The following is a 13299-nucleotide window of genomic DNA, read 5'->3' as shown; positions in this document are numbered from 1 at the left end:
AGTACCTGCAGGCTCTGCGGGATCAGCGGCGCGGAAGGCGCGCGGAAGAACGCTTCATCGGTGAACCAGTCGCCATAAACACCCAGCAGGCTGGTGACCTCAACAGGCCCGCTGCCGGTGTCATAATAATCCAGGGTGACGATCCCGCTCAGGTAGTCGATGGACCCCACTGGGGTGCCGCTGCCGTTGCTTTGGATGTCGGTGTAGATCACGCCCTGGCGGTCGATGTAGCTTTTGCCGTTCCAGGTGAACTCGACCGATCCCTGAACTGTGACAATATCGAGCAGCCGGGGCAGAACCCGGATTTGCAGCGGGGGCAAATCCAGTTCGGTGGATACGGCGGTGGCCGTGGCGCCGGCTGGCACGTATTTGATAGTCACGGTACCGGTGGCGAAGCGGGTGGTGTTGGAACCGCTGCTACTCCATTCTCTAGTTACGCCTTTGGTGCTGTAGTTGCTCCATTGTTTTTCGGTCTCGTCCGGTAGGACAGCAAGGGTGAAAACGCCAGTCTGGTAATCGATGCCCCCTTGCAGTCCCGTCCAGCCGCCTGCGCCATCGTCATTAGCAAAGTAATGGTATCGCCGAGTGGTTGATTCACTATTCTCATGCTTTCTCCTGATGCGCACGGCGTTCCGTCTCTTCACGATCAGCGAGTCCCGCTTTCTAATCGATTCCGCATACCACTCAGCCTCCAGCGTTCCCGGCTCCACGGCCTCCCCTATATTGAGCGACACCATGCCGTCGGTTTCTGATACGCCGGTGAATACCACGGTTTTAGCAGTCTGCTTTTCGTAATCCACGCCCAGCTTGGTTTGAGGGTCTGGTGGGGTGGTCAGCTCCAGCACAAACTCCCCGGCCACGTGGCTGACGTAACCGGTGGCGTCTCCGCTGATGGTGCCGTCAACTGCTGCGGTGGCGGTTTTGGTGGCTCCACCCGCCAGCCAGGTCAGGGTCAGGCTGCCGGGTTTGATTGGTTCCCCCACGCTTTGCTCGAGTTTGATGGTGGTGTCTATATCGGCATGGCCCGCCAGCTTTTCAAAATGTACCGGACTGGCGAAGATCATGATGACGCTGCTGCCAACGTCAGGCAGGGCGCCCATGGTGACGCTGACCGCCCCGGTGGTGTAATCAATGGTGCCCACGCCAATGGATGGGTCGCTGCCGGAAATCTGGCCTTCGCCGTTGTCGGTCAGGGTGTAGAAGTTGCCCTGAGCCATAAACGAAAAATTCAGACTGCCGGGCGCCGGTACGGGCGACAGGGTTTGAACGATGTTGCGGGAGCGGTTTTCGGGGGTGATTACCCGCGCCCATGAATGCGCCTGCTGGGGCACGTCAACATCGCGGGTGCCGGCGTTGATGGTGCGGACGATTTCCGGGTTCAGGCTTTGGTTGGTGACCGGTTCCTCGCTCTGGGCGGCGGGTACCAGTTGCGTGAATATGGAGGCGGCTTTCAGTTTCAGGTCGCCGATATTGGCGGCAGCGGTCAGCCGTTGTGCCCCGAAGTAGCGGGCTGCATCGGCGACGGTGGTATCCCGCAGCCGGGCGCCGGTGGTGTAGTTGTAATTGCTGGTTCGGCTTGGGGTATGACCGTTGAAGTCGTGCCGCAGGGAATCCGATAGATCCAAGGTTACGATCAGGCGCTGAAAGTCGCCCTGACTATCGGTGAAGGTCTGCATTTCGGTGCTGACGTCGGTCACGCGGACATACTGCTCTATTTCGTTCGGCTGCCCCTCGTTTTGTACCAGGCAGAGGGTTTTCCCGCGCGGCGGCAGGGTAGTGTTCTCGTCGCGCTGGATGATCCGGATCTGGCGCATGCCGGCGATGTGGTTTTCGTACAGGGCGCCGTGCCACATGGGGCCTTTGAACAGATAGGATTCCACGCGGTTGGCGGCTTCCGCCCGGGTGTCGAACGGGTCATTTGTCGTAAACAGGGTGTACCCGATGGCCGGATCTTCTGGCAGAGCGGTGACAACCGTTTTCGCGCCACCGAAAAGATCCGTGCTCAGGGTGCGGACAGCGACAAACAGCTTGCGCAGATTGAACCGGCCCATGGCCCGGTCAAGATCCGAAATATCCTCGAACACGTTGTTCATCACGCCGTCCGGGACCTCGCGCCCGGTCGCAGCGCCGCCGCCTTCGGGCACGTCGTCCATCACCTGGCTTTCGACGAATTTGATGTTCTGTTCCTGAATCGGCATTGCTTACGGCTCCACGGTGATGAATCGGAAAATGGGGATGACCTTGTAGTCCGGGCCTGGGTTTATCTGGTATCGGAGCGGTGTGCTCTCATACCCGGGGCCGTCATGGTGGGCAAACTGCACGGTGTGCTGTTCGCCGTGAAAATCCAGCGTCAGCTTCTGCCCGGGCGCGTTGTGCCAGGCGGTAATCTGGGGCTCGTTGGTCGCCAGCATCCAGCCCCCGCCAGCAGGCGGTTCAAGCGTGATGGGCCGGCCATACTGGGCGACGTCGTACATGATGATGGGCGCACCGGTCAGCCCGCGGGTCATCGTCTGCGTGACCGGTGACCAGCTCAACCGATCCGACCAGATGAGGTCTTCCGGCAACTCTATCGTGACACTGCCATCTGACAGGGTGATGCTCACAGTGCTGTACTCCGCGCGTTCTCCAGTGCTCTGATCAAGGCGTCAGCATCGTCCGCCAGCACCCGGACCCGCTCGCTACCGAGGGTGATGTTCACAGTCTTGACGGTTTCGACCTTGGGCGTCACTGTCGTCACGCTCTGCGCCCGCTGCCGCTCCAGCTCCGCCAGCTGCTGTTCCCGGGCGCGGTCGGCGGCCTCTTTCTCCCGGGCGTTTTGTTCTTCCCGGCGGTTTTTCTGTTCGATCTGGTAGATCTTTTCCAGGGTATCCAGCGATCGCTGGTAATCCGCTGCGGCTTCATCGGCTCCGGCCTGTCTGGCCTGCTCCAGCTGTTCCTCCAGGCGCTTGCGCTCGGCTTCATACTGCAGGCGCTGAGCTTCTTCGGTGTCGCCCTGAATATCTGCAAGCCGCTGGCGCAAGCTGTTGAGGGTGCTGTCCGCAGTGGCGGTGAGAGACTGGAGTTTTCTGGCGGCGGCGTCGATAGCGCTTTGCAGGCCGCTCAGGCGCTGCTTGTCGAGCAGGTCAAACTTGTTGGCAGCCGTTTCACTGATGCGGTTCAGCTGCTCCAGGCTGTAAGAGCCGGACTCAATGCTGGCCTTCAATCGCTCCATGGCCACGGCTTGAGACCAGAATTTTTCCTCCACCTCGGCGGCGGCCAGGGCGGTGTCCGCAAACCATGCAGCCAGGCTGCTGGACATCAGGCTGCGGCGGGCCCGGGCGAGCTCATCGGTGCGCTGGCGGGCACGCTCCAGGGCTTCGCTCGCGGACTCGGCTTCGTCCACAAAGGCGTTGCCTCCGATTTTCATCTCGAAGAGGTTGCGGGCAGCAGTGGACAGTGCGGTGACTTTCTCCCGGGCGTTCGTGAGCGCCTGACCAAAGGCTCCGCCCCAGGCTGCTTCCCATTTCTCCCGGAACTCCTGGGCGGCTTGACTGGTATCGCCGATGGTTGACGCCATGTTGCGGATTTTGTTTTCCGCGTCGGTGGCAGCGGCGGAGGTGTCTTTGAGCGGCTTGGCGATGTCGCTCTCGCCATCTTGCTGTAACCGGCGAATCTCCCGCAGCCGTTCCCGTACCTGCAGCAGGGCATCGCTCACGTCGACTCCCTGACCGGCGGCGGCCTTGAGCTGCTGTTCCAGCAAGTTCAGGCCTTTTTCGGTAGATACCTTCTGTACGGCCGAGGTGAATGCCTCTTTCAGAATGGCTGCGTTCTCTGTGGCCGAGCGTCCAGCCAGCTGGATGTTCTCAACCACCACCCCAAAGGCGTCAATGGCGGACTTTCCGGTCTGGGTGATGCCGGTCTGCGCTTTGGTCAGGTCCGCCCCGAGGCGGGAAAATGCTTCGGCCAGCACTGAGTCCATGACCTGCCCGGTGTTCCGGGCCTCATCGCGCAGACCGCCCAGCGTCTCAGCAAACGCACGCTGCAGACGCGACAGCCCCTCGTCAGACATGTCATCCAGGGGTTTGGTCAACGCTGCTTTGACTTGCTCGCCGCTGACCTGAGCGGTGCGCACCAGGCTGACCAGCGCCTGAGCCATGGCGTCGATGCCCTCTGGCGTTTTCAGATCCAGGGCATCGAACGACTTCTGAAGGGCCTCAGCTACCCCCACCCCCTCCGACCTGAGGCGGGTAAACGTTGTAAGCGCATCCAGCGCGGCCTTGGTGATTCCCAAGCGCAGCGCCTCACCGGCCCGGATCGATTCGGCCGAGACGGTTTGCAGGGACTGATTGACGCGATCCAGCTCGCCCCGCATGGCCGCCAACTCGCCGGCCACGTCCTGCCCCATGGCGGCCTGACGCTGGAGCGCCTGGATGGCGTACTCATAGTATTGCCTGGCTCCATCAAGCTGGTCCGCATAGGCCTGGCGCTGGTCCTGGCTCATTGCCGCAATGTCGGCGCCGGTGCGCTGCGCTACATTGGCATACTCTTCCAGGCTGCGGGCCTTTCGCTTGAGCTGGTTGATCTCCCTAAGCTGCTGCAGCTCAATTTCCTTTTGCTGGAGCGCCAGGCGCCGCTCGGCGTCTTCAACACCGCGCAGCTTTCGCGAGACTGCGTCCAACCCCTTCATGACAGCCTGCAAACCGACAATGCCGATGGTGATCATCACCGGCCCGGCAAGGCCACGCAGCACCTTACCAAACGCCGCCAAACGACGGCTCGAGCCCACCGCCTCCGCGCCAGCAGCCATCATCTCCGCCCGGGAGGAGCGCAGCGCCGCCGTCCAGTTACCCAGTGATTTGATCGCGCCAGCGAGCTTGATGGCAAAAAATGCCTTGGCCAGGAGGAGCAGTTCATCCTTGTACTCGGCAACGGTCGCAATCGCGCCCTTGATGGTTTCGCCAATGGCGACAATGCCGTCGCTGATGTTCTTCGCCCAACGCGCCAGTGTTCCGTTTTCCCGAAGCTCCTGAATGGTAGCCAGCAGCGTCTGCAACTGCTCTTTCGCGTAATCGAGCGCGCCCGATTGCGCGATCAGGTTCAGGAACTGATCCCACTGATCCTTTAGGTTGGACACGAGGCCGGAAAGTCGCCCCATACTGGCCGATGCCGCACCCTCGCTGGCCTTGCCCATCTCCTGAACCAACGCAGCGATGGTTTCCCGGCCCAACTCACCGGCGGAGGACATCTCCTGGAGTTGCGACACGTTTTTGCCGGTGGCCTGCGCGAGCAGTTCCCATACCGGGACGCCCCGTTCGATCAGCTGTAGGATTTCCTCGCCCTGCAATTTTTGCTTGGCCCAGGCTTGCCCCAGCGCATTCACCAGGCCTTCAAGATCCTGGAAGCTGCCGCCCATGGCTTCGTTCTGATCGACGAGGGCTTGCAATGTGCCATTGGTCGGGTCAATGCCGAAGTTCTTGAGCCGGATGAACGCCTGAGATACCTGTTCTAGCTGGAGCGGTGTGCGGGCCGTAAAGTCCTGTATCCAGCGCGACGCCTCCTGGCCTTTTTCAACGCTGTTGAAAACCTGGGTGAGCTGCTGATCCAGTTTCTCGAACCGGTCGCCGGTTTGCAGAATGGCAACCAGCGCTTCGCGAACTTTGTTCAACCCGACCGCCGCCGCGACAAACGCGACCATCCGATGGCCCGCCCGGCGAAGGTGACTGGCAAGGCCATCCGCCCCCTTCGCCGCCGACCGCATGGCCTTGTCTGACGCTCTGGCGCTTTCCTGCTGACGCTTGAGTTGCGTATTGACGGCGGTCAGATCGGAGCGGAGCCGCCGGGATGATTGCTCAAGCCCTTCCTGGGCACGATCCAGCTTGGCAATGTCAACACCAGCCGCTTTGAGCCTCGGCGCCAAACGATCCAAGGCCTCCCGGTTCCGGACCCAGGCTGCCTTCGCCTCTTCAGCGGAGCGCTCGGCACGCTCCAGCTCCCGAGCCATGGCCTTGGTTGGGCGCTCGGCGCTTTCCAGAGCACGACTGAGCCGCTTGACTTCGGATTCCGCTTCTTGCCAGCTCTCCTTCAGGCGGCCTGTCTCCCGCCCCAGACGCTCAAACTCTTTGATATTGCGCTGGGTTTGGGTGAGCTTTGCCAGGGACCGGCTCAGCGCCTCGCTCCGCTTCTGCAAATCCTCAACACTGTTGGTCGCGGATTTCGTGGCCGGAGACAGCAAGTCCTTGCCTTTGATGATAAGATTGATAATCGAATCTTTAAGAGCCATTGGAGGGTCTCATGGTCGAACTGATACACCGGGTTCTGGTGCTGGCATTCTGGCTGACGGGCCTGATCTTCCTGTTTGGCGGATCACTGTCTGGCCCGATGGTGTCGGGCGTTCTGCTCATGCTTTGGCAGATACCCCGTTTCCTGTGCTGGCTGGGCGCAGACCGCAGCCATACGCCCGCCAGTTAAAACACGTTGATCAGGGTCAGGCCGCCGCCCGGGTGAAGAACTTGGATTTACCGGTGGCTTGAATGGTCTCATCCGCCAACACTTCCCCCTCGACGGTGAAAGACGCAAAGTCATCGGAAATGAGCCCCAGCCCCGATGTGGGTGACGGTTTCCAGCGGTGGACCTTCACCGTGACCGGCTTACCGGTGGCATCGTTGACCCCATCCAGAACCACCCGAACCTCTTTGCCGGAATCCACCAGCGCTTGCAGCACGTTGGTGCCCTGGTTGTTGTAGCTGACCTTCAACTCCTCGCCGGCGGTGATGTTGCCGCCCGCCAGAATTTTCAGGCCTGCTGCCGTGACCTCGTAGTCCGTGCCTTCGACATAGGTGGTCTGCTCATCGGCGGTGGTAACGGTGACGGTGTTGGCGGTGTCACTTAGATCGATCATCTTCTCGGTTTCCGCCAGGCCCCCAAGCACTGCGGTTACCGTTTCACCAGTGACCGTGCCGGCTGCAACCGTCTCCACAACACCGCGCAACGCCAGTGCCAGGTTTTCGTTCGAGAAGTTCGACAGCTCCATTGACAGGTTGACGGAAGTGATGGAGGTCACAGAGGCAAAGTTGCCGCCGCCGCCACGGAAGTTCCGCTGATTTTTGGTTTCCTGTTCAATGGCGAAATTCACGTTGGAACAGTTACCAACGTCCCGACCGTTGATGTAGATGATTCCGGAGCCGATATAGGCCTCGTTGATTTGCTCAGCCATGATGTTTCCTCTCAGTTCATGGGATCAGTGAGTCGTTCCGCCCAGTCAATGGCCAGCAAGACCGAAACAGAACACAGACGCGAGCCATCCTCGGGCGGGTCAATGACACGACCGAGGTAGCCGACGTTTGAGAAGAGCCCGGGATGGGCTCGGGGTTCGAGTTTTGAAAACACCGCCTTTTTGATATCCGCCAGCAGGAGATGGGCGTCGTCGAGCGGGTTCAGCGGGTCTGCATCACACCAGCCCTCGATGGTGATGTTCAGGCGATTGTGGACCTGATCGCCCACTCGCTTGGTCGCTTCTTCCTCCCCCTCGTGGATGATCAACAGCGGGTAGGCCTCATCTTTACCGATGCGTTTGCGGCCGCGCGTAACCCGCGCACCCGCTTCGGTGTAGAAACCATTCCCTTGTATCGTTTCCAGGGCGGCCTGCACCGCCCGGATCAGCCGCAGCGCTTTCGGTTCGCTCATTGATTTCTCCTCCGCGCCAGCTGGTCAGCCAGCTTGTCTTCAAAGATTTCCGCCAACCGGGCGCCATAACGATCGAGCCGACCGTCATCACGGGCCACTTTGAACGCCGCCGCCACACTGATGCCGTGGGCCAGCACTGGCCGACGGAGCCGCCCACGGCTGGTGATCGTCTTCATGGGCAAGGGGGTATCGGCTTCCGGGTTCACAAAGCCGGCCGCTACCTTCCAGCCCCCGAACCACCGAATGAGAATTCGCGCCCGAGTGGGATGCCCCGCAGGCTCAGGCCGCCATACGTATTCCGTTATCGGTAACCCCTGACTGTCTGGCACCAGCCGCGCCTGAGGATTCGCCTGCTTCGCCCGCCGGATGCGGATGCGTTCGCGCAGGAGCTTTTTCTTGAGCCCGGTGGCCTGGTGGATGTCGTCCACGAAGCCACGCCGGAACTCCGTGGCTCCGGCATTGATGGCGTTAACCTGTGCCCGGGCCACTTCCGTTTCCAGAGCGCCAAACAACGACGCCAGCCGGTCTGCACCCTGGGTTTCGATGGAATAGGTCATGAGGTAAATGCCACAACAAATCCGTCGTCGCCGTCCTCGGCCACGCCGGTCAGTGGATAGTCCACCCCAGCGATCCGGATACCATCACCGGGCTGCCAGGGTGCCGGCTGATGAATCACCGGGATTTCTAGCCGGTACCGGTAATCCATCAACTGACCACTGAGGCCGATGTAAGGGGTGTTCACGGACACATGAACGCACACCGGAAACTCCTCCCCAGTGGCACGCCGATAGGTACCTGCCGAGCCAATCAAACGTGTGCACGTCAGGTGAATGTCCTGGTGGCGCGACAGGCGATCCGCGACGCCATCGATGACCATGAGCTGATCACCACCGGAAAGCCAAAAGCCAGACTGCACCGGAGCAAAGCGGCGAACGAGAACCTTGGTTTGCCCGGCTTCCCTCAGGCCCTTTTGCTCGCCGACCTCCAGGGGCGGACGGACATCGGCCCAGATCCGGCCAACGTCGTTTCCTGCCGAATCAAGAACGGAAAGCCGGGAGTTCATTCGCCCTGCACGCATCAGCCGATCCTCAGAATTCGATAAGGCTGAATCAGATGCTCTACCGCCATCGGCAGCTCACTGGCGATGGTACCGATCACGACCGCCTCCCGGTTTTCGTAGAGATGGCCGATGATGAGGAGAGCTGCCGCCCGAACATCCGGCGGCAGCTCCTCATACCCGATATCCGCCACGATTTTCACCGAGGCCCGCTTGGGCGGAACCGCCGGCCACTCAGAGACGGGGTAAAGGGTCGGATACACACCGCGCTGGTCCAGGAACAACTCAGCCTCAGAGAGGCTGCGTTCTGCGCCCAGCGAATCGACGTACACCACGCTCCGGACTGCGCGAACCGGCGTCCATGCCAACTCAATACCGCCGACATCGGAGGGCAAGGTGTCTAACACCATTTCGGCCCCATCGACCTTGGCAAACGCCTGGCCGGTCTGGTTTTCAAGTGTTCGCAAGGCCGCGCTGACCAGCGATGCCAGCAGGCCGTCCTCGTCGTCATGGTCTATCCGGCAATGAGCCTTGACCTCGTCAATCGTGATCATTCGGGCAGTTCCTCCACGGGCCGAAGCCGGCACGTCGTCAGGCTTTCGGTTCCGGCTCTTGGTCGGTTTTTGCGGCGGGCAGCTTGGTACCTTTCACTGCCACTTTGCCGTTGATCAGTCGCTCGGCCTCGTCGGCGCTGAAGCCAGCGACATCCCCCCGGCTGTACCGACTCCAGGGCTTGACGAACGTGACCACAACCTTGTCGGTTTTCGGTGCGGCTTCGGCTTTCTTGGTTTGTTCAGCCATGGCTGCTACTCCTGAAATTGAAAAAGAGGGTGGCGGCTGATTGCCGCCACGGGATTACCAGGTAACGCCGGTGCCCAACACCAGGCCTTCCAGGTGACGGAAACCGATGTCGTGCTCAACAACCACACGAACCACCGACTGATTGCGGGAGAACGCCGATACAAGGTTGCCGCCGGCGTCCTTGTAGGTGGCCTCGCGGGAGAAATCGACCTTCATGTTCTCCTGCTCACCGATCACCACGTCGTTCCAGTCCGCGAAGTAAATCTCGGACTCGTCGGTACCGGCGCCCAGATTCGTGGGAATGGTGGTGGTGTGCTTGATCGGGTAGCCCTTCAGCTGACCCTGAGCCAGTTCCGGATATACCTTGTTGCCGTTGCCATCACGCAGACCAAACAGTTTCATGTAGGTGCGCGGGGACATCGCCCAGCCCGGCTGAATCAGCAGACTGTCGCTGTTCATCAGCTGGAGAATCAGGTTGTCGAGATAGGCGTCGATGGTGGCGAGATCCGCGGTGCCGGACCAGGCGACGGTGCGACCGGCATCGGTGGCGGTGGCCTTGAAACCTTTCGGCGTGTTGCCGGTACCATCATCCCGAAGGAACGCTTTGTCCTCACGCACCGCCATGGCGTTGAGCATGTCGTTCAGAACAATCTGCTCGATGCGGAAGCCGGCGCGACCGATCAGCTGGTTGGACATGGGCACCAGGGTGATCATGGTTTTCGCGGACAGATTCACGTCGTCGGTGCTGCCTTCGCTCGCCAGTACGTCGTTGCCTTCACCCACATAGCCAGCGGTCGCACCGGAGCTCATGCGCGGCATGGACAGGTTACCGTTCGGCAGCGGCACGTTGCGGGCACCCAGCTGACGAACGACAGTGCGTGGCCGAAGCAGCTCGATCACTTCATCGTGCATGTTGTCCGGTACCAGGGCGCCGCCGGAGCCTGCGCCGGTCTCCATAGCCATCGCCACGTCCATATCGCCAATTTCGGTACGAGCGAACTTGACGGCGTCCTGAAGGTTGCCGCCGCCCGCTGCGATCGACATCACCAGGCGCGCCGCACTGGCCCCTGGATACTGCTTCAACTCGGGCTTAACGTGTACCGCAGGCGCTCGGCTGCCCGCGCTCGGAGTAACAGGTTGAGCAGCAGCAGCCTGAATGCGCTCGACCTCTTCGGCACGGGCCATCTTCTGAGTGAGCTGGTCGAATTCCGCTTTGAGCGCGTCGAATTCCTCAAGTTGCTCGGCTGTCAGCTCGCCGCTTTCCTGCTCTACCGCAGCCAGGGCCTGAATCTTCTGATTTACCTCGGCGCGCTTGCGGCGGAGTTCTTCGATCATCGGCATAGGCATGTCGCTTTCCTCTTTCTTTCAGGTATAAAAAAGGCGGCCATGCGGCCGCCGGTTAGCTGCTCCGCCGCGTGGCTAGAGCTGGCATTGGGTATTCAGCGCGTGGGCTTGCGCGGAAATTTTCCGGCCACCGCCCTGCCCGGCTTGCCGGTAGCTGGATGCAATCGCATTCACTGCATCCTGTGCCGGGGCGATCTCGTCAATGAGCTTCAGGGCAAGCGCTTCTTGGGCGGAGAACACCCGGGCCTCGGTGGCGGTCACCGCCTCCACGTCCAGACCCCGGTACTCAGCAACGGAGCGGGTAAACAGGTCGTAAGCCGCATCCAATCGCTTTTCAATCTCCCGCACTGCCTGGTCCGTGATCGGCTCGTGGGGTGACGCATCGTTTTTGTGCCCACCCCGAAAAAAGGTGTTGAACCGGATGCCGGCTGCTTCCTCGGCACGACTCACGTCGTAGGTTTCGATGATCACACCGATGGAGCCCACCATGGCCGTGGGACTGGCGACGATCCGCGAACAGGCTGACGCCAGGAAGTAACCGGCGGAACAGGCCGCAAAGTTGATCAGAGCCGTGATCGGCTTTTCGGCAGACACCTTTCGGATGTAGTCAGCCGCCTCCTTGCAGCCGAGCGCGGATCCACCACCGGTGTGGAAATCGAGAACAATCTCCGCGACCTGCTCGTTTCTCCGAGCAGCTTCGATCTGCCCCCTGAGCAGCTCATACGAAACCAGCTCTTCACAGGTCTCGGTGATCTCACCGCGACGCGGCACGAGAATCCCATGCACCGGGATCACGGCCAGCTGACTGGCTGTTTGCTCAGGCTGAGCCGCTCGCTGCTCATCATCGATCAGGGCCAATGGCGCCACGGGTTCAACCGAGTCGACGTCTTTACCAAGGAGGCGAGGCTCCAGCACAGACTTCACAGCAGTGACCAGCGCAGGCGTGGCGAATAGCGGCACACCAAACACCATGGACGCGACGTGCGGGTAGTTGATCAGGCGCGGCATAGGATGTCCTCGATCTCTTTCATTTGGGCGGGAGTGGCGTTCAGAGCGCTAGCGGAATTGCCCGGCTCAGCCATGTTCAGTGGCGTCAGATAACGATCACCACCAGGAATGGGCGGCATATTCTCAAGGCGCCGGACATCGTTGGCGGAGAGCCAGCCCCAGTTCCGACCAATCGCGTAGGCTTCGTAACGGGACTTCTGGTCACCCCGAAGCAGCCCACTGACATTGAACTCGATGTATAAATCAGAGCGCTCAGACGGCAGCAGAAGATCCCGCATCATCGCCGCCTCGTGACGTTTTACCCACGGCAGCAGCGTGTAAATAACGAACTGCAGGCCCATGTGCTCAATGTTGTTGAACGTGGCGCGATCCATCATCTGGATCATGTGGGGAGGCACTTTATAGAGCTGGCAGATGGTGACCGCCGAATGCTTTCGGCTCTCCAGCAGCTGGGCTTTCTCGTTGTCCATGGCAAGCTGCTTGTAGGTCATGCCTTCTTGCAGCATGGCGACACTGAACATATTGCGGATGCCGCTGTGCCGTTCAGCAAACTTGCTCAGCAAACGGTCGAGCTTGGCCTGGTCCGTAATCGGCGCCGCCTCACGCGGACGCTCAATCACACCAGACATCGTCGTTCCCCGGGAGAATACCGCCGAAGCGTGCTCTTCCGTCGCAATGGCAAGCCCAATCGCATCCGCGTTGGTCTCGATCGGCGAGACCCCGACATAGCCATCCAACGAGAAGCCCTTAATGTGATGCACCATTCGGGACGGCAGGATCTCGTTCTGATCAATCAGGTGGTAGTACGGCATGCCGTCATTGCCCTTGAGCACCCGGACCTTGGTATTGCTGACCGGGATCAGCTCCTGAACGTAGCCCGCCCCGTCGCGATCAATCAGCGCGATGTGGTTGCCGTCCAGCCCAAGCGCTCCCTGGGCCTGCTCGTAGTACTCGAAGGCGGTGTCTTTCCGGTTTGGCTGGGAGTGGATGACGTCGTAGAGCGGATGATCGGTCGCCCGCTCCCGATTGCCATCGCCGGTACGCCGGTAGAGTTCACATGGCAACTGGGCCACCGATTCCGCCAGAAGCGTCACGCAGCCTCTTAGGGCCGTGAGTGCCAGCGCCGTGTCTTTGCTGACCATGGCGCCAGCCGCGCTGGAGCGGGCGGCCACGGAACTCACCCAGCTGCTCCAATCATTCCCGGGGTTACGGCTGCTGGCTGAGCCGGACTGAAAGAAGCTACGCAAGAACATCAGCGGTCACCCCTCGTCTTTTGTCGGGCCTGGAAATCCCGCACAGCCAACGCCCGGGCGCTCATGAACGACCACACCAGGCAGAGTAGCCCGCCGACGATGTAGCCCGCCGGCGGGTACACAAGCCAGGAGCCAAAGGCCACCAGCAGCGCGCCCACCAGCCCTATCAGGAAA

Annotated in this window: 13 protein-coding genes; 1 reads left to right on the top strand and 12 read right to left on the bottom strand. The window is 60.9% G+C overall.

Translation table 11 applies throughout. The features are described 5' to 3' along the window. The 3 genes from B2W52_RS03550 to B2W52_RS03540 form a co-directional block, all read right to left on the bottom strand. Window positions 1–2198, bottom strand: a 2198-nt coding sequence (locus tag B2W52_RS03550; RefSeq protein ID WP_286801326.1) for a hypothetical protein, incomplete at its 3' end; no start/stop codon positions are given. Window positions 2199–2201: 3 nt separating this feature from the next. After that, window positions 2202–2603 carry a hypothetical protein gene (locus tag B2W52_RS03545; protein ID WP_286801324.1) on the bottom strand — a complete coding sequence of 134 codons (402 nt, stop codon included), beginning with the start codon at window positions 2601–2603 and terminating at the stop codon, window positions 2202–2204. Continuing rightward, entirely contained in the window at window positions 2600–6259 is a 3660-nt protein-coding gene (locus B2W52_RS03540; protein ID WP_286801322.1) for a tape measure protein, read from the bottom strand. The genes B2W52_RS03545 and B2W52_RS03540 overlap by 4 nt, the downstream gene beginning before the upstream one ends. 11 nt (window positions 6260–6270) lie before the next feature. Between B2W52_RS03540 and B2W52_RS03535 the strand changes: the two genes are divergently transcribed. Beyond that, window positions 6271–6447 (top strand): hypothetical protein, encoded by a 177-nt coding sequence (locus B2W52_RS03535; protein WP_286801321.1) that lies wholly within the window; start codon window positions 6271–6273, stop codon window positions 6445–6447. A gap of 16 nt (window positions 6448–6463) precedes the next feature. Here the strand turns inward: B2W52_RS03535 and B2W52_RS03530 are convergent, their stop codons facing one another. The 9 genes from B2W52_RS03530 to B2W52_RS03490 form a co-directional block, all read right to left on the bottom strand. Then, window positions 6464–7192 (bottom strand): phage tail tube protein, encoded by a 729-nt coding sequence (locus tag B2W52_RS03530; protein WP_286801319.1) that lies wholly within the window; start codon window positions 7190–7192, stop codon window positions 6464–6466. Between the two features lie 11 nt (window positions 7193–7203). Then, window positions 7204–7662 carry a hypothetical protein gene (locus B2W52_RS03525; RefSeq protein WP_286801318.1) on the bottom strand — a complete coding sequence of 153 codons (459 nt, stop codon included), beginning with the start codon at window positions 7660–7662 and terminating at the stop codon, window positions 7204–7206. Further along, complete coding sequence (locus tag B2W52_RS03520; protein ID WP_286801316.1) at window positions 7659–8219, bottom strand: phage tail protein; 561 nt, start codon at window positions 8217–8219, stop codon at window positions 7659–7661. The genes B2W52_RS03525 and B2W52_RS03520 overlap by 4 nt, the downstream gene beginning before the upstream one ends. Next, window positions 8216–8740, bottom strand: a complete 525-nt coding sequence (locus B2W52_RS03515; RefSeq protein WP_286801314.1) for a head-tail adaptor protein — start codon at window positions 8738–8740, stop codon at window positions 8216–8218. The genes B2W52_RS03520 and B2W52_RS03515 overlap by 4 nt, the downstream gene beginning before the upstream one ends. Beyond that, on the bottom strand, window positions 8740–9273 hold the full coding sequence (locus B2W52_RS03510; protein WP_286801313.1) for a head-tail connector protein: 534 nt from the start codon (window positions 9271–9273) through the stop codon (window positions 8740–8742). The genes B2W52_RS03515 and B2W52_RS03510 overlap by 1 nt, the downstream gene beginning before the upstream one ends. A 37-nt stretch (window positions 9274–9310) precedes the next feature. After that, a complete protein-coding gene (locus B2W52_RS03505; RefSeq protein WP_286801312.1) occupies window positions 9311–9520 on the bottom strand; it encodes a hypothetical protein in 210 nt (69 codons plus the stop codon). 54 nt (window positions 9521–9574) lie between these two features. Then, window positions 9575–10867 carry a phage major capsid protein gene (locus tag B2W52_RS03500; protein ID WP_286801311.1) on the bottom strand — a complete coding sequence of 431 codons (1293 nt, stop codon included), beginning with the start codon at window positions 10865–10867 and terminating at the stop codon, window positions 9575–9577. A gap of 72 nt (window positions 10868–10939) precedes the next feature. Continuing rightward, a complete protein-coding gene (locus tag B2W52_RS03495; protein WP_286801310.1) occupies window positions 10940–11872 on the bottom strand; it encodes a S49 family peptidase in 933 nt (310 codons plus the stop codon). Then, entirely contained in the window at window positions 11860–13053 is a 1194-nt protein-coding gene (locus B2W52_RS03490) for a phage portal protein (protein ID WP_286801309.1), read from the bottom strand. The genes B2W52_RS03495 and B2W52_RS03490 overlap by 13 nt, the downstream gene beginning before the upstream one ends. Between the last annotated feature and the right edge of the window lie 246 nt (window positions 13054–13299).

It is taken from the genome of Marinobacter sp. UBA2498, from assembly GCF_002341575.1.
Classification (GTDB): domain Bacteria; phylum Pseudomonadota; class Gammaproteobacteria; order Pseudomonadales; family Oleiphilaceae; genus Marinobacter; species Marinobacter manganoxydans.
The sequence above is the reverse complement of the archived record's forward strand: the minus strand, read 5'-3'. Positions and strand labels throughout refer to the sequence as shown.